General features: G+C 67.8%; 22 protein-coding genes. 10 read left to right on the top strand and 12 right to left on the bottom strand.

The genetic code is table 11. From position 1 onward, the window contains the following. Nucleotides 1-13 precede the first annotated feature (13 nt). The 4 genes from ACWZHB_RS06800 to ACWZHB_RS06785 are packed head-to-tail and all read left to right on the top strand — an operon-like array spanning nt 14 to nt 4,292. Nucleotides 14-1,273 carry a cytochrome P450 gene (locus ACWZHB_RS06800; protein WP_427907069.1) on the top strand — a complete coding sequence of 420 codons (1,260 nt, stop codon included), beginning with the start codon at nt 14-16 and terminating at the stop codon, nt 1,271-1,273. Next, complete coding sequence (locus tag ACWZHB_RS06795) at nt 1,273-2,517, top strand: glycosyltransferase family 4 protein (protein ID WP_427907068.1); 1,245 nt, start codon at nt 1,273-1,275, stop codon at nt 2,515-2,517. Before ACWZHB_RS06800 ends, ACWZHB_RS06795 begins: the two co-directional genes overlap by 1 nt. 31 nt (nt 2,518-2,548) lie before the next feature. Next, nucleotides 2,549-3,280: a class I SAM-dependent methyltransferase gene (locus ACWZHB_RS06790; RefSeq protein WP_427907067.1), complete on the top strand. Its 732-nt coding sequence runs from the start codon at nt 2,549-2,551 to the stop codon at nt 3,278-3,280. Next, nucleotides 3,267-4,292, top strand: a complete 1,026-nt coding sequence (locus ACWZHB_RS06785) for a prenyltransferase (RefSeq protein ID WP_427907066.1) — start codon at nt 3,267-3,269, stop codon at nt 4,290-4,292. The genes ACWZHB_RS06790 and ACWZHB_RS06785 overlap by 14 nt, the downstream gene beginning before the upstream one ends. 7 nt (nt 4,293-4,299) lie before the next feature. On the opposite strand, the gene ACWZHB_RS06780 is transcribed toward ACWZHB_RS06785, so the two are convergent. After that, complete coding sequence (locus ACWZHB_RS06780; RefSeq protein WP_427907065.1) at nt 4,300-4,956, bottom strand: class I SAM-dependent methyltransferase; 657 nt, start codon at nt 4,954-4,956, stop codon at nt 4,300-4,302. 62 nt (nt 4,957-5,018) lie between these two features. On the opposite strand from ACWZHB_RS06780, the gene ACWZHB_RS06775 reads away from it, so the two are divergent. Further along, on the top strand, nt 5,019-5,165 hold the full coding sequence (locus ACWZHB_RS06775; protein ID WP_427907064.1) for a DUF1059 domain-containing protein: 147 nt from the start codon (nt 5,019-5,021) through the stop codon (nt 5,163-5,165). Nucleotide 5,166: 1 nt separating this feature from the next. On the opposite strand, the gene ACWZHB_RS06770 is transcribed toward ACWZHB_RS06775, so the two are convergent. From ACWZHB_RS06770 to ACWZHB_RS06730, 9 genes are read right to left on the bottom strand one after another with little or no spacing between them, the layout of a single operon-like run. Then, nucleotides 5,167-5,742: a hypothetical protein gene (locus tag ACWZHB_RS06770; protein ID WP_427907063.1), complete on the bottom strand. Its 576-nt coding sequence runs from the start codon at nt 5,740-5,742 to the stop codon at nt 5,167-5,169. Nucleotides 5,743-5,759: 17 nt separating this feature from the next. Continuing rightward, complete coding sequence (locus tag ACWZHB_RS06765) at nt 5,760-6,698, bottom strand: MlaD family protein (RefSeq protein WP_427907062.1); 939 nt, start codon at nt 6,696-6,698, stop codon at nt 5,760-5,762. A gap of 14 nt (nt 6,699-6,712) precedes the next feature. Next, on the bottom strand, nt 6,713-7,747 hold the full coding sequence (locus ACWZHB_RS06760; protein ID WP_427907061.1) for an MlaD family protein: 1,035 nt from the start codon (nt 7,745-7,747) through the stop codon (nt 6,713-6,715). Next, nucleotides 7,744-8,847, bottom strand: a complete 1,104-nt coding sequence (locus ACWZHB_RS06755; RefSeq protein WP_427907060.1) for an MlaD family protein — start codon at nt 8,845-8,847, stop codon at nt 7,744-7,746. Before ACWZHB_RS06755 ends, ACWZHB_RS06760 begins: the two co-directional genes overlap by 4 nt. Next, nucleotides 8,847-9,854 (bottom strand): MlaD family protein, encoded by a 1,008-nt coding sequence (locus tag ACWZHB_RS06750; RefSeq protein ID WP_427907059.1) that lies wholly within the window; start codon nt 9,852-9,854, stop codon nt 8,847-8,849. Before ACWZHB_RS06750 ends, ACWZHB_RS06755 begins: the two co-directional genes overlap by 1 nt. After that, nucleotides 9,842-10,840 (bottom strand): MlaD family protein, encoded by a 999-nt coding sequence (locus tag ACWZHB_RS06745; RefSeq protein ID WP_427907058.1) that lies wholly within the window; start codon nt 10,838-10,840, stop codon nt 9,842-9,844. Before ACWZHB_RS06745 ends, ACWZHB_RS06750 begins: the two co-directional genes overlap by 13 nt. Beyond that, the gene (locus ACWZHB_RS06740) at nt 10,840-11,883 is read right to left on the bottom strand and encodes an MlaD family protein (RefSeq protein ID WP_427907057.1); all 1,044 of its coding nucleotides are present in this window, start codon (nt 11,881-11,883) and stop codon (nt 10,840-10,842) included. The genes ACWZHB_RS06745 and ACWZHB_RS06740 overlap by 1 nt, the downstream gene beginning before the upstream one ends. A gap of 4 nt (nt 11,884-11,887) precedes the next feature. After that, on the bottom strand, nt 11,888-12,754 hold the full coding sequence (locus ACWZHB_RS06735) for an ABC transporter permease (RefSeq protein WP_427907056.1): 867 nt from the start codon (nt 12,752-12,754) through the stop codon (nt 11,888-11,890). Then, nucleotides 12,754-13,686, bottom strand: a complete 933-nt coding sequence (locus tag ACWZHB_RS06730; protein ID WP_427909101.1) for an ABC transporter permease — start codon at nt 13,684-13,686, stop codon at nt 12,754-12,756. The genes ACWZHB_RS06735 and ACWZHB_RS06730 overlap by 1 nt, the downstream gene beginning before the upstream one ends. Nucleotides 13,687-13,886: 200 nt before the next feature. Between ACWZHB_RS06730 and ACWZHB_RS06725 the strand changes: the two genes are divergently transcribed. Genes ACWZHB_RS06725 through ACWZHB_RS06705 form a run of 5 tightly spaced genes read left to right on the top strand, consistent with a single transcriptional unit; the run spans nt 13,887 to nt 18,993 of the window. After that, nucleotides 13,887-15,092: a cytochrome P450 gene (locus ACWZHB_RS06725; RefSeq protein WP_427907055.1), complete on the top strand. Its 1,206-nt coding sequence runs from the start codon at nt 13,887-13,889 to the stop codon at nt 15,090-15,092. After that, complete coding sequence (locus ACWZHB_RS06720; RefSeq protein ID WP_427907054.1) at nt 15,092-15,889, top strand: SDR family oxidoreductase; 798 nt, start codon at nt 15,092-15,094, stop codon at nt 15,887-15,889. Before ACWZHB_RS06725 ends, ACWZHB_RS06720 begins: the two co-directional genes overlap by 1 nt. Next, nucleotides 15,886-16,104 (top strand): ferredoxin, encoded by a 219-nt coding sequence (locus tag ACWZHB_RS06715; protein WP_427907053.1) that lies wholly within the window; start codon nt 15,886-15,888, stop codon nt 16,102-16,104. Before ACWZHB_RS06720 ends, ACWZHB_RS06715 begins: the two co-directional genes overlap by 4 nt. 17 nt (nt 16,105-16,121) lie before the next feature. Then, on the top strand, nt 16,122-17,360 hold the full coding sequence (locus tag ACWZHB_RS06710; RefSeq protein ID WP_427907052.1) for a hypothetical protein: 1,239 nt from the start codon (nt 16,122-16,124) through the stop codon (nt 17,358-17,360). A gap of 22 nt (nt 17,361-17,382) precedes the next feature. Continuing rightward, entirely contained in the window at nt 17,383-18,993 is a 1,611-nt protein-coding gene (locus ACWZHB_RS06705) for an acyl-CoA synthetase (RefSeq protein ID WP_427907051.1), read from the top strand. A 142-nt stretch (nt 18,994-19,135) separates the two neighbouring features. Here ACWZHB_RS06705 and ligA read toward each other — a convergent pair whose 3' ends face one another. Together ligA and ACWZHB_RS06695 are read right to left on the bottom strand one after the other, a co-directional pair. Continuing rightward, nucleotides 19,136-21,127, bottom strand: coding sequence for an NAD-dependent DNA ligase LigA (ligA, locus tag ACWZHB_RS06700; RefSeq protein WP_427907050.1), 1,992 nt, complete (start codon nt 21,125-21,127; stop codon nt 19,136-19,138). A gap of 135 nt (nt 21,128-21,262) precedes the next feature. Continuing rightward, complete coding sequence (locus ACWZHB_RS06695) at nt 21,263-22,105, bottom strand: alpha/beta fold hydrolase (RefSeq protein ID WP_427907049.1); 843 nt, start codon at nt 22,103-22,105, stop codon at nt 21,263-21,265. Between the last annotated feature and the right edge of the window lie 79 nt (nt 22,106-22,184).

The following is a 22,184-nucleotide window of genomic DNA, read 5'->3' as shown; positions in this document are numbered from 1 at the left end:
GGCGGAGGTCACTGTGTCAGCGACGTCCATTCCCGCCGGATTCGATTTCACCGATCCGGCCCTGTGGGAATCCCGCAATCCCGTCCAGGAGTTCGCCGAGCTCCGCCGGACCGCCCCGGTGTGGTGGAATGCGCAGACCGACGCGCAGTCGGGCGGCTTCCGCGACGGCGGCTACTGGGTGATCAGCAAACATGAGGACATCAAAGAGGTTTCGCGCAATCCGGAGCTGTTCTCCTCCGAACGGAAGGGCTCGGTCATCCGCCTGCCCGGCGAGGTGACACCCGAGCAGATCGAGCTCACCGGCGCGCTGCTGTTGAACATGGATCCGCCCAAGCACACCAAGATCCGGCGCATCATCGCCAAAGGGTTCACGCCGCGCGCAGTCGAGGGGTTGCGCGCGGCGCTGGCCGACCGGGCGGCCGCGATCGTGGCCGCGGCGCGCGCGCTGGGCGGTGGTGACTTCGTCGAACAGGTGGCGTGCGAGCTTCCGTTGCAGGCCATCGCCGAACTCGTCGGTGTCCCCCAGCAGGACCGCCGCAAGCTGTTCGACTGGTCGAATCAGATGCTCAACTACGACGACCCGGAGTACGGCGACGCGACGACCACCGACGCTTCGTCGACCGCGGCGATGGAGATTCTCGGCTACGCGTGGAACATGGCCGAGCAGCGGCGCACCGCACCCACCGATGACATCGTCAGCAGGCTCGTGCACGCCGACCTCGACGGGGAGTCGCTCGGCTCCGACGAGTTCGGGTTCTTCGTGATCCTGCTCGCGGTGGCGGGCAACGAGACCACCCGCAATGCCATCACGCACGGCATGAAGGCGTTCGTCGACAATCCGGACCAGTGGGAGCTCTACAAGCAGCAGCGGCCACGCACCGCCCCCGACGAGATCGTGCGCTGGGCGACACCGGTCACGGTGTTCCAGCGCACCGCCACCGCCGATACCGAGCTCGGCGGGCAGCGGATCCGCGCCGGTCAGCGTGTCGGATTGTTCTACAGCTCAGCCAATTTCGACGAGGACGCCTTCGCGGACCCGTTCCGCTTCGACATCCGGCGCGACCCCAATCCGCATCTGGGGTTCGGTGGCACCGGGGCGCACTTCTGCGTCGGGGCGAACCTGGCTCGGCTCGAGATCGAGTTGATCTTCAATGCCATCGCCGACGTGATGCCCGATTTGTCGCAGGTTTCGGAGCCACAGCGGCTGCGGTCGGGTTGGATCAACGGCATCAAACACTGGCAGGTCAACTACGAGTCGGGAACGGTGCACTGATGCGGATCGCGCTGCTGTCCTATCGAAGCAAAGCGCACTGTGGTGGGCAGGGTGTCTACGTTCGGTACCTGAGTCAGGGGCTCGTCGACCTCGGTCACGAGGTCGACGTGTTCTCCGGCCAGCCCTATCCCGAGGATCTCGACCCGCGGGTGCGGCTGACCGAGGTGCCGAGCCTCGACCTGTACCGCGACGAGAACCCGTTCCGCACACCGCATCCCCGCGAGATCCGTGACCGTATCGATCTGCTCGAGCTCGCCACCATGTGGACGGCCGGCTTCCCCGAGCCACGCACGTTCAGCCTGCGCGCGGCCAAGCTGCTGGCCGCGCGCGCCGCGGATTTCGATGTGGTGCACGACAATCAGTGCCTGGGCTACGGCCTCCTCGATATCGCCGAGCGGTTCCCGCTGGTGGCGACCGTCCACCATCCGATCACCCGCGACCGTGCGGTGGATCTGGCGGCGACGCCGTGGCGGCGCAAGCTGTTCGTGCGCCGCTGGTACGGCTTCCTGGGTATGCAACAGCAGGTGGCGCGCCGGATTCCGGACCTGATCACCGTGTCCTCGTCCTCGGCCGCTGATATCGCCGAGGACTTCGGGGTGACACCGGACCACCTGCACACCGTCCCGCTCGGCGTGGACACCGAGCTGTTCCGGCCGCGCGCGGCACCACGGGTCCGTGGGCGGATCGTGGCCGTCGCCAGTGCCGACAAGCCGCTCAAGGGCATCGCGCATCTGTTGAAAGCCGTTGCCCGGCTGCGTCATACCCACGAAGTCGAACTCCGGCTCGTCGCGAAGCTGGAGCCCAACGGCCCGACCGAGAAGCTCATCGCCGAACTCGGCATCGCCGATATCGTCACCCCGGTGAGCGGAGTCGGCGACGAGCAGCTGGCCGAACTGCTCGCCTCGGCCGAGATCGCCTGCATCCCGTCGATGTATGAAGGGTTCTCACTCCCCGCGGTCGAGGCGATGGCGAGTGGAACACCCCTCGTGGCCAGTCGGGCCGGTGCGCTGCCCGAGGTCGTCGGTACGTGCGCCGAACTGGTCACGCCCGGCGACGTGGACGCCCTGACCCAGGTGCTCGGCGAACTGCTCACCGAACCCGACCGGCGCGGCCGCATGAGCGTGGCCGGGCGTGAACGCGCCCTCGCGCTGTACAGCTGGTCGGCCGTCGCCGCGCAGACCGTCGCGATCTACGAACAGGCGATCACCCGCCGTTCCCCGACGTCGCCGGGCACTCCGGGATGACGACCCCTTTCGACCCCTGCCAGGAGGCACCGTGTTGACCGTCGATTTCGACCGCTTGGGCGTCGGCCCCGGTTCACGGGTGATCGACATCGGCTGTGGCGCGGGCAGACACGCCTTCGAGGCATACCGACGCGGCGCCGATGTCGTCGCGTTCGACCAGAATGCCGCCGACCTGGCCGACGTGGCCATCATGTTCGAGGCCATGGCCGCGGCAGGCGAAGCACCGGAGTACGCGAAGGCCGAGACCGTGCGTGGCGACGCGCTCGATCTGCCCTACGGCAACGACGAATTCGATGTGGTCATCGCCTCGGAGATCCTCGAGCACGTCCCGCAGGACAGCCAGGCGATCGCCGAACTGGCGCGGGTGGTCAAACCCGGTGGCGCCCTTGCGGTGACGGTGCCGCGCTGGCTGCCCGAGCGCGTCTGCTGGGCGCTGTCGGACGAGTACCACGCCAACGAGGGCGGCCACGTGCGGATCTATCGCGCCGACGAACTGCGCGACAAGATCACCGCGCACGGGCTACGCTACCACCACCAGGACTTCGCGCACGCCCTGCACGCACCCTTCTGGTGGCTCAAATGCGCTGTCGGAGTGCGCGACGACGACCATCCGCTGGTGCGTGCCTATCATCGAATGCTGGTGTGGGACATGATGTCCGCGCCCGCGCTGACGCGCACGGCCGAGCGCTTGCTGAACCCGCTGGTCGGCAAGTCCGTCGCCCTCTACTTCACGAAACCGGCGGTGCGCAGTGACAAGTGCTGATCTCCCCGCCGTTGCGGGGGTAGTCTCCGCCCGCGATATCCGGCGCACCTGCGAATCCATCGCCGCCGCACAGGAACCCGACGGCGCGATCCCCTGGTTCCGCGGCGGCCACACCGATCCGTGGGATCACATCGAATCCGCGATGGCGCTGACCGTCGGCGGGCTGTGGGACGAGGCCCGCGAGGCCTACATCTGGTCGGCGAAATCGCAGCGCTCCGACGGCTCGTGGCCCATGCAGGTGCGCGCGGGCGTGATCGAGAACCACGACGCCGACACCAATTTCTGCGCGTATCTGGCCACCGGTGTGCTGCATGCGCTCGACGTCACCGGCGATACCGGGTTCGCCGCGGAGATGTGGCCGACGGTCCGCGCGGGCATCGACTTCGTCCTCGGCCTGCAATTGGGCGCCCACGGCGAGATCCATTGGTCGGCCGACGAATCCGGGTCGTCCGGGGAAGCGCTACTGACCGGCTGTTCCAGCATCTTCCACAGCCTCGGCTGCGCGGTGACCCTCGCCGAACGGGTGGGCGATCCGCGACCGGACTGGGCGGCGGCCCGCGACCGGCTCGGCAACGCCCTGCGCCATCATCCGGAAGCGTTCCTCGACAAGAGCCGCTACTCCATGGACTGGTACTACCCGGTCCTCGGCGGGGCGGTGCGCGGCGTGGCGGCCACGGACCGGATCGCGCGGCACTGGAACGAGTTCGTGGTCGCCGATCTCGGCATTCGGTGCGTGTCCGACGCACCGTGGGTCACCGGCGCCGAGACCTGCGAACTGGTGCTCGCGCTGGATGCCATCGGCGACACCGCTGCCGCGAGCACGCTGTTGCGCGCGATGCAGCATCTGCGTGAGCCGGACGGATCCTATTGGACCGGACTGGTTTTCACCGACGGCAAGCGCTGGCCCGAGGAGCGCACCACCTGGACCGCGGCGGCGGTCGTGCTCGCCGCGGACGCCCTCAGCCGCACCACCGCGGGCAACGGCATCTTCCGCGACGCACTCCCCCGCTGAGCCGGGCTCAGTTGCAGGCGGCGGTTCGCTGCAGGATGCGCAGCGAACCGGTGACCGAGAGCTCGCGGAACTTGCCGCTGTCGAGGGCGCGGCGATAGATGTTGAACGGCGCGCGACCGCCGTCGGCGGGATCGGGGAACACATCGTGGATGGCGAGCAATCCGCCGCCCGCCACCCAGTGCACCCAGTTGTCGTAGTCGCGCTGGGCGGCTTCCTCGGTGTGGCCGCCGTCGACGAACAGCATGCGCAGCGGGGTGCGCCACACGCGCGCGGCGGCGGTGGAGGAGCCGATGATCGCGGTCACCGTGTCGGTGAGGCCCGCGCGAATCATGGTGCGCCGGAACGTGGTCAGGGTGTCGAAGACGCCGGTCTCCTCGTCGACCAGGCTGGTGTCGTGGTACTCCCAGCCCGGCTGGTGTTCCTCGGAACCGCGATGGTGGTCGACGGTGTACACGGCCGCACCCGTCTCGCGGGCGGCGGCGCCGAGGTAGACGGTCGACTTGCCGCAGTAGGTGCCGATCTCCATGATGATTCCGTCGCCCGCATAGCCACGGGCGGCGTCGTAGAGCGCGCGACCCTCCTCCGGTGGCATGAATCCAACGGCCTGTTCGGCGAGTGCGAACAGGCCGCTGGTACCGGCGGAAATCTCGTCTACAGCTCCCATGCGGGCCACGCTAACATACGACTGGAATACAATCCGGACTACTGTCCAGCAAGGAGAGAACAGTGAAGACTCGCCTCAATTGCCCGTGCGGTTTCAGCATCAAGGGCACCGACGAAGACGACCTGATCAAGCAGACCCAGGCACACCTGGCCGAGAACCACCCCGGCCACGACTACACCCCCGACGAGATCCTCTTCATCGCCTACTGAGCTATTTGGTCGGCAGCGTGTTCTGCAGGCCACCCACCTCGGTGATCTGCCAGCCGGCGGCCCGGTCGACCGTGAGCGAGTAGGTGACGGTGGTCCGCGTTCCGCCGGGTGTCTGCGCGCTGGTGGACACGACATCGAGGTAGGCGTTGACCTTGTAGATGCCGCCTGCCTCGGAGGTGACGGTCGCCGAGAGCGGTGTCGCCGTCGACGTCCATTGCAGCGGCAGCAGGATCTGCTCCAATTGCGGTGCGGTGGCGTCGAATTTCGCGGCCAGTTGCGGCGTGGTGCCGGTCTTCAGCCGGCTGAACCACGCCCGCACATCCCGGTAGTCGATCGTGGACGCGCCCACGCCGTAGTCCGCGGCGATCTTCTCGACGTGCCTGGCGTCGGCGTCGCGCGCATCGCGTTCGGCGATCTTCGCGTCGGCGGAGAAGTACAGCGTCGCGAAGGTGACGACCGCGGTGACGAGGACCCCGATCGTGCCGGTGATCAGCACGGTCGAGAGCCGGATGGACAGGGTGCGCGGCTGCTGTTCGCCGGCCTCGGTGGTGGTGGCTTCGTCGATCGCTGTACTCATGGTCTTCCTTGTCCGAACTATTTGATGCCGAGGCGCAAGTGCACTGTGCCGTCGGCGTCCACGCTCTGGAGGGCTTGGTCGATCAGGGTGCTGATGTCGATGGCGGGGGTCCGGTGCACCGCGTCGGTGACCACCGGTCCCAGGATCTGCCCCAGCGGGGCGACACTCGGCCCGATCTCGGTGATCAGGGCGGTGAGGTTGTCGAGGAAAGGAACCAGGCCGTCGCCGGTGAAGAAGGCGGGCACCGGCCGACTGTCGACGAGTTCCGCTCCGGATTCGACGATCGCGTTCAGCGTGACACCGAACTCGCCGAACAGCGGGCCCGCCGTACCCAGCGACGGCCCCAGCCACGCCATGTCACCGCCGAGGGCTTGCACGTCGGCGAACAGTTGCCGAAGGGCGTCGGTGCGGCTGAGCAGGGTGGCCGCGAGCAGGGTCGAGGACCGCTGCAAGGTCCGCATCGCGGCGTCGGTGCCTGCCAGCGCGCGATCGAAGGTGTCGACCAGGCGCGCGATCGCCTCCGGCTGGATCTGGTCGAGCAGCTCGACCAATCGGGCCGACAGTGCGGTGATGGTCATCGGCCGGTGGATCCGGTCGGCCGCGACGACCTGGCCGTCTTCGAGATACGGGCCCGCACCGGAAACCGGCGCGAAGGCGATGTAGGGCTCGCCCAGCGCCGACAGCTGCTCGATCCGGACCTCGCTGGACACCGGGATTCGGTAGCGGCTGTCGATCCGCAGCCGGACGAGCACGCCGCCCGCCTGTTTGCGCACCGATTCCGTCCGGCCCACCTGGACACCGGCGAGCAGGATCGGCGAATTCGGTCCGAGCCCGCCCGAATTGTCGAGCCGCATGTCGGCGGTGAAATAACTGATTCGCGGATCCAGCCGGAGCACACCGAGCGACATGTACCCGACTCCGAACACCAGGACCGCCGCGATCGCGGAAAGTGACACTGCCGCACGAGTATTCATCGCACCAGACCGATCATTCGCAGGGAGTCGACGATGCGGGCAGTGTGTTCTTCGTGCGTGATCGCCAGCTCGACCTTCGGCCCGTTGGCGGCGAACGGAACGAGCTCGAGGTTGATGAGGTCGACGAGTGCCTTCATGTTCGAGGGCGAGTCGGCGTCGAGCGGTCGGCTGCCGAGCAGCATCGGGACCAGGGCGCGGGTGGTGTCGTCCAGGGAGGACAGCAGCGGGCCGAGCCACTGCGCGCTCGGCGCGACCGGTCCCAGCGCAGTCAGCACGAAGATGACGCCGATCTGGGCGTTCACCGCATCGGTGGTGTGGTCGACACCGTAGGGGGTGAGCAGTACGTCCAGAATCGGCACATTGCGCTGCAATCCCTCCTCGACCATCGCTTCCATGCCGTCGAGCAGGGCGTCGACCGAGCCGAGGTGGGTGCCGAGGTCGGCGATGTCGGCGCCGAGAATGCCTGCGATCCTGGCGGTTTCGCGCGGATCCGCCGGCATGATGCCGTTCGTCGTGCGGACGATGCTCTGGAAGTCGGCCACTGCTCCGCTGCCGATGAAGGTGGAAAGGCCGGCCAGGATGTCCTCGATCGGCGGCGACTGGGTGGTGTGTTCGAGGGGGATGGTCGCGCCCGGTGTCAGCTCGCCCGCTGTCGCGTCGACCGGTTCGGTCAGCGCGATGTGCACGTCGCCGAGCGGGGTCTCCTGGCGCAGTTCGGCGGTGGTCCCGACCGGCAGCCGCACCGACTGCTGGATGACGACATCGGCTACGGCATAGCCCGACACGGCGGCCCGGTCTCCGGTGGCGGGGACGGGGTCGACGAGGGTCACCCCGGTGAGGCCGCCGACGCGGACACCGCCCGCGATCACCTTGGCGCCCTGCGGGAGATTGAGCACGTCGGCGAACTCGATCCGCAGCGCATAGGTGGGCCCGTCGACACCGGAACCCGGGACGGGCAGGTCGGCAGGTTGGAAGCCGCAGCCGGTCACGGCGAGCAGTACGGCGAAGGCGAGGAGGACGGCGCGTCTCATCGGGCGCTCACCGCCCCCAGCAGGAAGGGCAGGGCCGGAATCGTCATCGCACCACTTTCGGCGGCCTGGCAAAGCTGTCCGGTGAGGATCTGGAGGGCGGCGCACACCTGGGCCGTGTCCTGTTGGGCGAGTGCGAGTTCGGGAGGCGCGTACCCGATCGTGAGTGCTCCGCTGACCGGGTCGACCGCGCCGGCGAAGCCGCTCGCGACGGCAGGCGTCATCGCGATGATGTCGGCCAGCGAGCCGACGCCCGCCGCGATCATCCGCGACAGCTCCGGCACGGAGCCGACCGCGCGCAGAGCAGGCGACCCGAACATCACGATCACATCGTTGAGCTGGGGCAGCAGATCGGCGAGGGTGTCGACGATCTCGATGATCGGCGGGAAGGCGATCGTGACGATGTCGTCGAATGTCTGGGGCAGTCCGGTCACCGTGGTCTCCACCTGCGACCAGCCGCCGCGGGCTCGGTGCGCGAGTTCGGTGAGCGCGTCCAGGAGCTGGCCCAGGTGGCCGATGGCGGCATCCGGTGCGGCCAATGCCCGGCTCAGCGCGACGATGATGTCGTTGATCTCGTCACCGGTTCCCGCGGTAGCGCGATCGAGGGCCACGATCCCCGCACCGACGGCGGTGCCCTGCGCGGGATCGTCCGCACCGTTGAGCTGATCGGCTAGCGCCGCGAGTGCGTCGAAGGTCTGCGTCAGACTCTTGGGCGTCAGCGTCTTGCTGATGCAGTCGCTCGAATTCCAGCCCGGGCCAGGGGGTTCGGCGCCGATGAGGGCGAGCCGCCGATCCGCGATCAAGGTGTCGCTGAGGGTCACCGCCCTGACGTCGAGTGGCAGCTTGCGGTCGGCACGCACGGTGAATTCGACGCGCGCCGACGCGCCGTCGATGCTGATTCCGGTGACGCGCCCGACCTGGACCCCCATGACCGTGACCGCACTGCCTTCGTAAAGGCCGATGCTGTCGGGCATTTCGGCACAGTAGGCGCGCATCGGCGGGTTCGGCGTGCTCAGCCGCAGCCCGATCGCACCGGCGAGGACGAGCGTGAGGACCACCAGGGCCGACATGAACCCGCGCGAACCAAGGAACTGTTTCCACATCAACAGCCACCTCCCGGCAAGGGCACGCACACCGCGGGAAGTGGGATCGTCGCGCCGGACTGGTCGACGCTCACCCCACCTTCGGCGGGCAGCAGCGGCTGCAGCCGTTCCTGCAGCGCGCGTATCGAATTCAGCAGGGTGCCCAGGCGCGCGCCCAGCTCTTCGAGCGCCGGGATCGCGTCGGCGAGCGGCTGGACGCGCTCCTTGATCGAGGCGTCCCACGCCCGCCCGAGCGGGGTGAGATCGCCCAGGATCGCCGCCATGTCGAGCAGGGAATCGGCGACCTGCACCTTGTTGGTCTGGATGATCTGCTCGAGCGTGCCCAGCGTGACGAGCAGGTCTCTCAGCACGTCGGCGTTGGCGTCGAGCGCGGTCAGGTATTCGTCGGCGATGGACAGGGTGCGGGAGATGTCGGCGTTCTGCTGGTCGAGGATCGCGACCACGTCACCGGCGGCCCGCACTGTCGAGCGCACCGCCTCCGGGCTGTTGTCGATCGCGGTGGACAGCGCGGCGAGATCCTGCCGGAACACGCTCCCGTCGATCGCGCGCACCGGCTGCACCGCGTCCTGGAAGGCCTTGGTCAGGTTGTAGGGCACGATGACACGCTCCGCGGGAATCACCGTGGCGCCGAGCGGTTTCGTGCCGGCCGGGAGAACGGCCACGTAGTAGCCGCCGACGAAGGTCAGCATCCGAATGTCGAGGGTGGTCTGGTCGCCGAGGAAGGCGTCGTCGGCGACGGTGAATTCCATGCGCACCCGGTCGGGCAGCAGGGTCAGCGCGCTCACCTTCCCGACGGGGATGCCCGCCAGTCGCACGTCGTCGCCGATACGGACCGACCCGGCCTGGGTCATCTCGGCGGAATACGTTCTCTCCGAATCGGTTCCGGTGACATACACCGCGCCGATCGCCATCAGCAGTAGGACGGCGGCGCAGATTCCCGCGATCCCCCAGCGCAACTCGCCTGCCCGCGGATCGTGGGGGTCGCCTCGGCCCGTTATCGGTGACACAGCACGATCCCCTGTCCGGCGATGAGTACTTGCAGCGGGGCGGGCGCGGTGGCGTCGCCGTGCGTGCAGGTGAGGTCGGGCCCGGTCGCCGGAATCGCCTGTGTCAACGCCTGGATGAGGCCGGGCAGGTTGTCGAACGCGGCCACCGCGTCGTACGGATCGGGGAACGCGTTGCGCAGCGCGGTGTCGAGATCGCCGCCGGTTTCGCCGGTGACCCCGAACACGTCGAGCATGCTCCGAAGTGGCTTCAGCACACCGGGAATCCCGTTGGCGAAGTCGACGAGCCCTGGCAGTTTCTCGGTGATGGTGATGAACAGGTTGGTCAGGTTGGTCAGCAGTCTCATCGCATTGCCCGACTTGCTGCCGAGATGGTCGGCGACCTGGGCGAGATTGCGCACCAGCGTCGACAGCACCGCCTGCCGGTCGGAGGCGTAGCGGCTCAGCGCGTCGATGGCGCCCAGCGCCTGCCCGAGACCCGTTCCGTCGCCCTGGATCACGGCCAAGATACTGGTCGCGAACTGATTGAGATCCTGGGGTGCCAGTTCGGCCAGCACCGGCTGCAAACCCTTGAACAATCGGGTGATGTCGAAGTCGGGCACCGTCTCATCGGTGCCGAACACCGCATCCGGATCACGGTGTCCCCCTGGCTGTTCGGGTTGCTCGACGTCCAGATACCGGAAGCCGGTGAGGTTCTGGTAGCGGATGGCGATCACGGTGTTGGTGAACAGCGCACGGTCGGTGGTGACGGTGAAACTGACCCGGGCCAGCGCACCGTCCAGTTCGACCGCACGCACCTTGCCGACCTGCACGCCGTAGAGGCGCACATCGTCGCCGGCGCGCAGGCCGTTGGCATCGGTGAACAGCGCTGTGTAGGCATCGGTCTCGCCGTCCACAGGTCGCTCGATCACCCGCAGCACACCCACCAGCACCAGGCCCATCAGCAGCACCGCGGTGGCTACCCGGATCAGCAGCGAACGTGTCGGCATCAGCGACCGCCCCCGAGCATCGAGGCCAGCGGCGCCGCCACCCCGGGCACCCCCGCCAATTCGACCTCCGCGCTGAGCACCGGGCCGTGGGGTGAGTCGCGAAAGGCGTTGCCCAGCCGGGTGATCAGTTCGCTCAGCTGCTCGGCCGAACGGTCGGGCGTGCTGACCGACGCGGCGAGGCGGTCGAGGACGAGGCTGATCATGGGCAGGATCTCACCGAAATACGTTCTGGACGTACTGAGTAGTTCGGTGACCGTCGGCAGCAATTCGTATTGGATGCTTTTGAACATCTGACTGAATCGCTGGAGCTGGTCGGGGACGGCCAGGTACTTGTTCGTGTACTCCGCGTTCAGCAGGGTCAACCCGCCGGTCAGCATCGGCGGCAGGCCGGTCAGTGCCGAACCGAACTGCTCGAACAGCACCGACGGCGGGAGTTGCCGGGTCTCGGCGTAGGAGCGGGCGGTCGTGCCGATGGCCTGCAGCAGTGGTTCGAAGGCCGTGAGATCGCGCGAGACGGTACTGAGCAATTCGACGAGTTTCGGCGTGAGTACCTCGTCGGTGAGCTGCCCGGTCGACTTCAGCAGGGCCGACAGCGTGGCATCGTGCACGCGATCGCTCGCTCGCTCGGTCAGGTCGACGATCGATTCATCGGCCAGCACCGTGCCGCCCGTCATCGAGTGCAGCTCGACGGCGCTGATGCCGAACAGATTGCCCGGCGCGTAATCGATGGTCAGCGCGTCCGTCAGGCCGAACAGCTGAGAACCGCTCAGCGTCAGCGTGATTCGCTGACGGCTCCGGCCCACGGAGTCGATCCCGCTGACCGAGCCGACGCGCACGCCGTCGAGCCGAACGTCGGTTCCCTCCCCCACGCCCTCGCCGACCTCGGCGACCAGCAGTGCGACCCGCATCTGATCGTCGGGCACACTGTCGGGCAGGATGCGCCAGATCAGTGCGGCGAGCAGCGCGAGCACGACGGCGAGCACACCGAGCACGCGAGCGCGCAGCGGTCCGACCTCGGTTCCGGGCAGAGCGTAAGCAGGCATGGCATCACCCGGTGAACGTGACGGGGGATTGGAATCCCCAGAGCAGGATGGTGGCGACCATGTCGAGCGCGATGATCGCCACCAGGCTCGCCCGAATGGCGCGCCCGGATCCGATGCCGACGCCCTCGGGGCCGCCCGTGGCGAAATAGCCCTGGTAGCAATGGATCAGCACGACCGCGACGGCGAACACCATCACCTTGACGGTCGCGGCGAAGACATCCCAGCCGACCACGAACTGATCGAAGTAATGGTTGTACGTTCCGGTCGGCGTCCCGTGGATGGTCGTCACGATCAGGGCGCAGGAGGCGTAGCTGAGGATCAGCGCGACCACGAAAGCCGGTGCGACGGCGATGATCCCGGCGATGACCCGGGTCGTGACGACGAACGGCACCGACCGGATGCCGAGCGATTCGAGTGCGTCGATCTCCTCGGAGATGCGCATGGAACCGATCTCCGCGGTCATCCGGCACCCGGCCTGCGCCGCGAAGCCGATTCCCGCCGCGATCGGCGCGAGCTCACGGGTCACCCCGAAGGCCGAGATGAGCCCGCTGAGCTGACCGAGCGACAACAGGTTCAGCGCGCTGAACGCCTCGATCCCGATGGACGCGCCCATGGCCGCCCCGAGCAACAGCATCAGGGGCACCACGCCGCCGCCGATGATGACCGAACCGCGGCCCCAGGTCATGTCCGTCACCATCGTGATCGTCTGGCGCCGGTAGTGCACGAGCGCGTAGGGCACCGACGAGAGCACCTGCCAGCCGAAGCCGATCACGAAACCGATCGACTCGATCGGGCCGAGCGGATGAAGGCGGCGGCGCCGGAGCCGGCCCACCCACCGCAGCCCGACGGGATAGTAGGGAGCAGCGCTCATCAGGCCATCCTCACGGGGAAGAACATCGTGACCACCTGCGTGATCACGGTATTCAGCACGACGGCCGCGGCGATCGACATCACCACGGCCGCATTGACCCCGTCGGCGACACCGCGCGGCCCACCCTTGGCCTCCAACCCGCGCTGACAGGCGATGACGACGACGAGAAAGCCGAACATCAACGCTTTGACCAGCGAGACCCACACATCGATCGAGGTGGTGAAGGCGCCGAAGGACTGCCAGTAGCTGCCCGGGGTGACGTTCAACGCCGACACCGCGACCACGAACCCGGAGCTGACGCCGACGAAGATGATCAGGATATTGAGCAGCGGCGCCACCAGCATCATGGCCGCGATCCGCGGCACGACCAGGCGTTGCACCGGGTCGATGCCCATCACCCGCAGCGCGTCGACCTCTTCGCGAATGGTCCGCGCTCCCAGGTCGGCGGCGATGGCGGCGGCGCCCGCACCGCCGAGCAACATCGCCGTGGCCATCGGCGCGCCCTGTTTGATCACGCCGAGCCCACCGGCGGCACCGATCATCGAATCGGCGCCGAGTTCGGACACGATATTGCCGACTTGAGCGGAAACGATGACACCGAACGGAATGGCCATCAAAATGCTCGGCACCGCGGTGACTCTGATCAGAAACCAGGCCTGCGTGAGAGTTTCGTGTATCTGGAATCGCCCGCGAATGGCGTCGTTCGCACCGATGTACACGGCCACGGCGCCGATGCGCAATGCCCGGCCAAGCGTCGCCACGCTCGAAAGGACGGTATCGGAGAAGTTGCGTCGAATTATCCGGCCCGCACTCGCCCGTTCCGCCTCCGGTACATCCGGGTCACTCGTGCCCGCCACACCGACCGCAGCCGGTGCGACTTCGCCGTCTACCCCTGCCATGGCGGTGACCGTACCATATGATTTGGACCACATTCCAGACACTGGTCCAGATTTCTGACCAGCTTCGAAATCGGACGACATCGGCCGGTAGAGGGCCTCCCCTGCGGTCGAAAGCGTTGTGCTGAACTTGTGTCGATGGTACCGTCCAGACACATGTCCAGCTACCTGTCTCCCCCGGGGCGATCGACCCCTGCTTCCGACCGAGACGACCCTTCGAAACCGGGGTGTTCACTATGACGAGCGCTGCTGTGGAGCCCGTGACTTTCGATCCGTACGACTACGGATTCCACGATGATCCGTATCCGACTTACCACCGTTTGCGCACCGAGGCACCGCTTTATCACAATCCCGATCTCGATTTCTGGGCACTTTCCCGGCATGCCGATGTGATCGCGGCATTTCGGGACAGCAACCGGCTCTCCAGTGCTAATGGCGTCTCGCTCGATCCGGCGGCCTGGGGGCCGCACGCGCATCGGGTGATGTCGTTCCTGGCGATGGACGATCCACGGCATATGCGGATGCGCAGACTCGTTTTCAAGGGATTCACGCCGAAACGTGTGGCCGAGATGGAAGTTCGCATCCGCGAGATCACCCTCGAGCATCTCGAGCCCGCGCTCGCGCGGGGCAGCTTCGACTGGATCGACGATGTCGCGGGCAAGCTGCCGATGGACGTCATCTCCGAACTGATGGGGGTCCCGGAAGCCGATCGCGCCGAGATCCGCCGGTTGGCCGATCTGGTGGTGCACCGCGAAGAGGGCGTGCTCGATGTGCCGGTCGACGCGATCGACGCCTCGATCCGGCTGTTCGGCTACTACACCGACATGGTCGCCCAGCGTCGCGCCGCGCCCGCCGACGACCTCACCTCGGCGCTGCTCGATGCCGAGATCGACGACGACAGCCTCACCGACGAGGAGATCATCGGCTTCCTGTTCCTGATGGTCGTCGCCGGAAACGAGACCACCACCAAGCTTTTGGGCAACGCCCTCTACTGGGCCGCCACCAATCCCGCGGAATACGCCAAGGTCGTCGCCGAGCCGGAACTGGTCAGCGACTGGGTGGAGGAGACGCTGCGCTACGACACCTCGAGCCAGATCGTGGCCCGCACCGCGGCGGTCGACCTCGACTACCACGGCGGCACCATCCCGGCGGGCGCGAAAGTGCTGCTGCTGATCGGCTCGGCCAACCGCGATCCGGCGGCGTTCGACGACGGCGACAGCTATGTCATCGACCGCACCAGCGGCTCCGCGCTCGCCAGTTTCGGTGCGGGCGTGCACTTCTGCCTCGGCGCGCACCTGGCCCGGCTGGAGGCCACCATCGTGCTCGGCGAATTCGCCTCGCGGGTCGCGGCTTTCGATGTCGACGCCGACGGAATCTCGCGCGTGCATTCCACGAATGTCCGCGGCTTCGCCAAACTCCCCATCACAGTAGAGGTCAGCTAGTGCCCCGATTCGAACCCCATCCCGACCGCAGGCCCGCGCTGATCGCCGGCGCGTCCTCCGGTATCGGCGCCGCGACGGCGGTCGCGCTGGCCGAACTCGGCCATCCGGTGGCACTCGGCGCGCGCCGCGTCGAACTGTGCGAGGAGCTCGCCGCCAAGATCCGCGCGGACGGCGGCGAGGCGTACGCCCATCGACTCGACGTCACCGACGGCGCCTCCGTCGACGAGTTCGTGACGGCCGCCGAACGCACCATCGGCCCCACCGAGATCCTCGTCTCCGGCGCGGGCGACATCGAATTCTCGCTCGTCGGCGAGATGGACCCGGAACGCTTCCTGTTCCAGGTGCAGGTCCACCTCGTCGGCGCGCAGCGTCTGGTCCATCGGGTGCTGCCCGGGATGACGGCGCGCAGGCGCGGCGATCTCGTGGTGATCAGCTCCGACTGCGCCGACAACCCACGGCCACGGTCGGGTGCCTACAGCGCCGCGAAGAACGGACTGGAAGCGATGGTCGGCCAATTGCGTATGGAGCTGGAGGGCACCGGAATTCGCGCCTCGCTGGTCCGTCCCGGTCCGACGCTGACCGGGATGGGCATGGATTCGACGCCGGAGATCGTCGGACCGGTGCTCCAGGACTGGAAGCACTGGGGCTTGGCCCGCCACCCCTACATGCTGCGGCCGCAACACCTCGCCGCCGCGGTCACGACGGTGGTCTCGATGCCGCGTGGGGCCCACATGGTGCTGGTCGAGGTACAGCCGGAGGCGCCGCTGCGGCCGGTGCCGGACGGGGGTGCGTCATGAGAATCGTGGTCGACCCCGATCTGTGTCAGGGACACGGTGTCTGCCAGGACGAGGCGCCCGCGGTCTTCACCGTGCCCAAGCGCGGCACGGTCCAGATCACCGATCCCACCCCCGGCGACGCGCAACGCCACGCCGTCGAGGCCGCGATCCGCTACTGCCCGACCCGGGCGCTGTCGATCGCCGACGACGAATCCTCCGCGAAAGGCACTGACTGATGGCGAGTCTCGACCCGATGAGCAGCTACGCCGGCTTGTCCAGAGATCAGCTGGCGGTGCTGGTTCCCGAGTTGCTGCTGTGCGGTCACCTCATCGACCGGTCCGGGATGGCACACACCATCGGCGCTTTCGGCCGTGAGGGGATGACGGCGGTCGCGATCGAGGAGTGGCAGCTGGCCAGTCCGATCTACACCCGTCGAATGCAGCGGGCCCTGCGCTTCAGCGGCGACAGCGTCGAGACCATCTTCAAGGGGCTGCAACTCGATATCGGCGCGCCGCCGCAGTTCATGGACTTCCGGTTCCGCGTCGACGACCACGATCACGGCGAGTTCTGGCTCGACCACTGTGGGGCGCTGGCCGATGTGGAGCCGATGGGCGAGGAGTTCGTGGTGGCGATGTGCCACGACATCGAGGACCCCACCTTCGACGCGACGGCGCTGGCCACCAATCCGCACGCCCAGGTGCGGCCGATCCACCGTCCTCCGCGCAAGCCCGCCGACCGGACCCCGGTGTGCGCGTGGACCGTCGTCATCGACCCCGCGCACGTGCCTCCAGCGATTCCCCGCAATGCCGCGCTCGTCGCGAATTCCGTTGCCGCCGGCCTGGAGCTGGCCGAGATCGACCCGGGCGAAGAAGGCAAGGCCGACTACACCGGTCCGCTGCTGAGTGATCTGCGGTTCGCCGATTTCTCCCACGCGGCGTTGCGGCGGATGGCCGACGAGATCTGCCTGCAACAGCATCTGCTGACGCTCGGTTTCATGGTCGCCATCAGAGAGCGTTCCGATGCGGCCACCGCGCTCGGCATCGGGCGCAAGCAGTTCGCCGGGATCGCCGGACTGACCTCCGAGCGCCTGCGCAAGTGCCTCGACCTCGGCCACGATCCGCACGCGCTCGCCACGGTCCTGCGTCTGCATCCGGCACTGAACCCGTTGAGCTACACGGGGATCGAGATCGCGCTCGCGAACTCCGCTGTGCGTCTACGTTTTCCGCATACCAGTGGGGCGCAGACCGATGGCGCGTGGCCGTCGATGCTGACCGCCGATGACCTTCGCCCGCTCGATGCCCTGGTCCGCGGCGTCGACCCGCGGTTCGTCACCCGTCTCGCCGGCACCGACCAGCACGGTTGGACCGTCGAGATCGACCAGGCCGACCACCCCTTCCGGGAAGCGTCCGAAGTCGCGGTGACCCGTTTCAGCACCGGTGCGGGCTTCTCCTTCACCGACCGGGGAAAGCCCCTGCCGCTCACCGTCGTGTGAGAGATCGCCGAGAGAGATTGACATGGCCAACAACTTCGCCGACCTGTTCGAACACTCCGTCGACGCCATGCCCGATCGGATCGCGCTGATACAGCGCGACCGTCGAGTGTCGTTCCGGGAGCTGGATATTCGCGCCAACCAGCTCGCGAACCAGCTGGCCGGGTCGGGCGTTGGACACGGCACGCACGTCGGATTCCAGATGCACAACAGCATCGAAACCATGGAGACATTGATCGCCTGCTTCAAGCTGGCCGCTGTCCCGATCAATATCAACTACCGATACAGCCCGACCGAGCTGGCCTATGTCTACGACAACGCCGACCTCGAAGTCCTGGTCTATCACGCCTGTTACGAAGAGACGGTCCGCGCGGCCCTCGCACTCGTGCCGACGGTGCGCCGGTCGATCTGCGTCGACGACGACCGCGATATCGGCGCAGCGGGCACCGGAGCGATCCGGTACGACCAACTCGTCGCCGCCGGAAAGCCGTCCCGCCCGCAGGTCACTCGCACCGCGGACGACCTGTTCATGATGTACACCGGTGGTACCACCGGCATGCCCAAAGGCGTCATGTGGCGCCAGGAGGACATGTGGCGCGTCCTCGGCGGCGGCATCGACTTCTACACCGGCGAACCGGTGCGCGATGAATTCCAGCAGTCGGCGACCGGTGCGCAGGGGGTGCCGAGCATCTGGTTCGTGCTCCCGCCGCTGATCCACGCCGCGGCGATGATGCCGACCTTCAACGCCCTGTGGTCGGGTAACGCCGTGCTGTTCGAGCCGCGGTTCGACCCGGCGCAGATCTGGCAGTCGGTCGCCACCCATCGACCGCATGTCATGGTCATCACCGGCGACGCCATGGCTCGCCCGCTCATCGATGCCTTCGATACGGAGCCGGTCGACGCCGCCTCGCTGCTCGTGATCGCCTCGGGGGCGGCGCTGCTGTCCCAGCCGGTGAAGAACGCGCTGCTGGAGAAGTTTCCGACGTCGATGGTGTCGGACTCGATCGGCTCGTCCGAAACCGGTTTCGGCGGTATCGGTTTCGCACAGAAGGACGACGATCCGGCGCGCGGTCCCCGGGTGCAGACCGGACGCGGCGCGGTGGTCGTCGACGAGGACGGCAAGCCGGTCGGGCCCGGCGAGGAGGGCTGGCTGGCCAAGACGGGCGCGGTCCCGCTCGGCTACTACAACGACCCCGAGCGCACGGCCCGGCTGTTCAAGACGGTGGACGGCGCCCGCATCGTCGTCACCGACGACCGGGCCCGCGCCGAGGCCGACGGCTCGATCACCCTGATCGGCCGCGGCAACATGGTGATCAACACCGGTGGCGAGAAAGTGTTCCCCGAGGAGGTCGAGGCCGTCGTGAAGTCGCACGACGCGATCTACGACGCGGTGGTCATCGGCGTCCCGCACGAACGGTGGGGTCAGCAGGTCGCCGCGATCATCTCGATCGCTCCCGACCACACCCTGGACGTCGACGCCGTCCACACCCATGTGCGTCCGCACCTGGCCGGATACAAGATCCCCAAACTCCTCTGGATCGCCGACACGATCTCCCGCTCCCCCAGTGGCAAACCCGACTACCGCTGGGCCAAGGACTACGTCACCGACCGGGACCCCGACCATCGGTCCGAGTGAGCGGGCTACCTGCGTCGGGAGTCAGCTTCCGGCGCAGGGCTTTTCGGATCATTGGGCGGTGCCGGTGCACTCGAATCGCCTGTTGCGCCAATGGCCACGGTTGACTACGCAGGCCGGCTGAAGGCTGCCAGGCCCGCGCTCGTCAGATGATCTTGGCGTCGATCAGCAGTTTCCAGATCTCGCCCTGGTCGACGACCTCGACGCCGAGCTTCTCGGCCTTGGCGAGTTTGCTGTCACCGACGCCCGCGCCGGTGATGAGCATGTCGGTATTCGCCGAGACCGAGGATGCCGCCGTGGCTCCCGCCTGCTCGCACAGACGCTGGAACGTCGGCCGGGCGACCTTCTCGCCGGAGCGTGGGTCGCTGATCGCGCCGGTGATCACCACGGTTTTGCCCTCGAGGGGTGCGCCGGCCGCGATCACCGGCGGCAGGTCCTCCTCGCGCACGTCAAGGGAGACACCGAGTTCGCGCAGGCGGTCCAGTTCTGGACGCAGCCGCGTCAGGTGGGCGACCAGGGAGGCGGCGACCTTGGGGCCGATGTCCTCCACCCCGACGAGTCGTTCCTCGCCCGCGTCGGCGACCTCTTCCAAGGAGCCGAAGCCCGAGCGGGCCAGCCGCGCGGCGGTGCCGTCGGAGGCCATCGGGATCGCGAGGCCGATCAGGGCGCGGCGCAGGCCGACCTGGCGGCTGGCGTCGATCGTATCGATCATCCGCGCGGCGGAGATCTCGCCGATGCGATCGAATTCGAGCAGCCGCTCCTTGGTGAGCGTGTAGAAGTCCGACGGGCTTTCGAGAATTCCGGCCTCGGCGAGGCGCTCGATCCACACTCCGCCGATGGCATCGATGTCGGCGGCCGCGCGCGAGGCCCAGTGGATCAGCCTGCGCACCGTTTGGGCGGGACAGGAAACGTTGGTGCAGAACAGTTCTCGACTGTTTCCCTGCTCGGTGACGGGCTGTCCACACGACGGACAGGCGGTGGGCGAGACGATCTCGAGCTCCTCGCCCGTGCGCTTGGCGGCGTCGAGCACACCGGCCACGAACGGGATCACATCACCCGCGCGGCGCACCAGCACCGTGTCGCCGATCTTGATATCGCGGGCCCTGATCACCTCTTGGTTGGCGAGGGTGGCCTTCGTGACCGTCGTGCCGCCCACGAACACCGGCTCCAGCCACGCGACGGGAACGATCTTGCCGGTCTTGCCGACGTCCCAGATCACCTCGCGCAGCAGGGTGGTCTTCTCCTCGGCGGCGAACTTGAACGCCAGCGCGCCACGCGGGGAATTCGACCGGGTTCCGGCCGCCGCGTAGGCATCTCGGTCGGCCAGCCGCAGCACCGCGCCGTCGATGTCGTAGTCCAGATCATTGCGGCCCTGCTCGATCTCGGTGATCGCCGCCTGCGCCTGCGCGGCGTCGGCGCACAACCGCATCTGCGCACCCGCGACCCCGATCGCGCGCAGGCCCTCGCCCAGGTCGTGCGCGGCGTCGTCGGCCGAGGTGTCGAGGTCGAAGCCGAAGAATAGCAGGCGCCGCTCCGACACGGTGGCCGGGTCCTTGGCCCGCAGCGTGCCCGCGGCGGCGTTACGTGGATTGATCAGCGGCTTGTCCGGGTGCGCGGTGTTGTAGGCGAGGAAGGTCGAGCGCAACATCACCGCCTCGCCACGCACTTCGACGCGGCCGGGTAGCTCGATGCGCTCGGGAGCTCCGTCGACGAGGGCCCGGACCAGCGGGGTCACGTCGTCGCCGGTGGTGCCGTCGCCGCGGGTCACCGCACGCGCCAGCCGCCCGTTCTCGTAGACGAGCGACAGCGACAACCCGTCGAGCTTGGGCATCACGACCACCGACTGGCCGGGGAAACGATCGAAGAACGCCGCGACCTGTTCCGGTTTGGTCGACTTCTCCAGCGAGAGCATCGGCCGCGCGTGCCGGACCGGGGCGTGCAGCACCGCGGGCGCACCGACCTGGTCCAGGGGGTTGGGATCCGGCGCGAGGTCGGGATGCGCCGCGATCAGGGCACGCAGTTCGTCTTCGATCGCGTCGAATTCCGCGTCGGCGACCAGCGGCGCACCCTGGTAGTAGGCATCGCGCAGCACGACCATCCGGTCGGCGAGTTCTTGGATTCGTTCCCCTGTTTCCACGGACAAGACGCTACCGATACCCACCGACATCTACGGTCCCGACATTCGCGATCGGTTCGGTGCGGCAGCAGGTCGCCACCTCTTTCCCTGCATCGGCCGCCTCGCGCAGCCCCTTGCCGGTGCGCTGTGGTGTGCTCACGCGCGCAGGTGCCGGTCGAGCAGAGCGCTGAATTCGCTGGGATGGGTGAGATAGCCGAGATGGCCGCCGGGGAACTCGGTGACTCGGTGGTGCAGCCGCGTAGCGAGTGCTGTTGTCGCGCGGCGCGGCAGTTGGTCACCGCTGTCCGCGCCGACGCCGAACAGCACCCGGGTGTCGGCTGCCCGCAGCGCCGGGAGATCGGGGTAGTAGCGGGGGGTGTGGGGCAGCATGCGGGTGAGGAAGTAGTCGCCATCGGGGTCGGCGTTCTCATCGGGTCGGGAGTCGGGTGTGTCGTCGTCGCCGTCGGACGAGGTGGGCATGCCCGTGACACTGAGAAACTGAGCCCAGGCGGCTGGGGCTCCGGCGGTGTGGAACGCCGTGACGACCTCGTCGATTCGGGTACGGATCTCGGCTGCGTCCGGCAGAGCGGTGATGACCGGGGGTTCGTGGGCTACCAGTGTCCGCACGCGGCCGGGGCTCGCGGTGACGAGGGCGATACCTGTCAGTGCTCCGCCGCTGCTGCCGAAGAGGTCGACCGGTTCGTCGGTGACGGCTGCCAGGAGGTGGGACAGATCGGACGCGCGCAGTTCGGGAGTGTCGTCGTAGGCGTCGGACTCGCTGGTGCTGCGGTGAGTTCCTCGCGGGTCGTAGGTGAGCACCGTGCGTTCGGTGGCGAGGAGTTCGGCTAACTCTGCGTAAGCGTCGGTACCGAGCGGGGTGCCGAGCAACGCGAGCAGCGGTCCTGTCCCGCGTGTCTCGTAGTACAGCCTCGCCCCCGGCGCGTGGCGAGTCGGTGGAACCAGCGTGTGGAAACCGAGCGCGCTGCGTGACCGTGCCATGGCAGCTCCTTTTCATTGCGCGTGCATTGCGAACCGAGCGATCCCAGCGTCGAACAACGTGCTCGAATCAGCATCCACC

This window comes from Nocardia sp. FBN12 (assembly GCF_054031145.1).
Note: the sequence above shows the minus strand (reverse complement) of the source record. Positions and strands in the feature narration are given on the sequence as shown.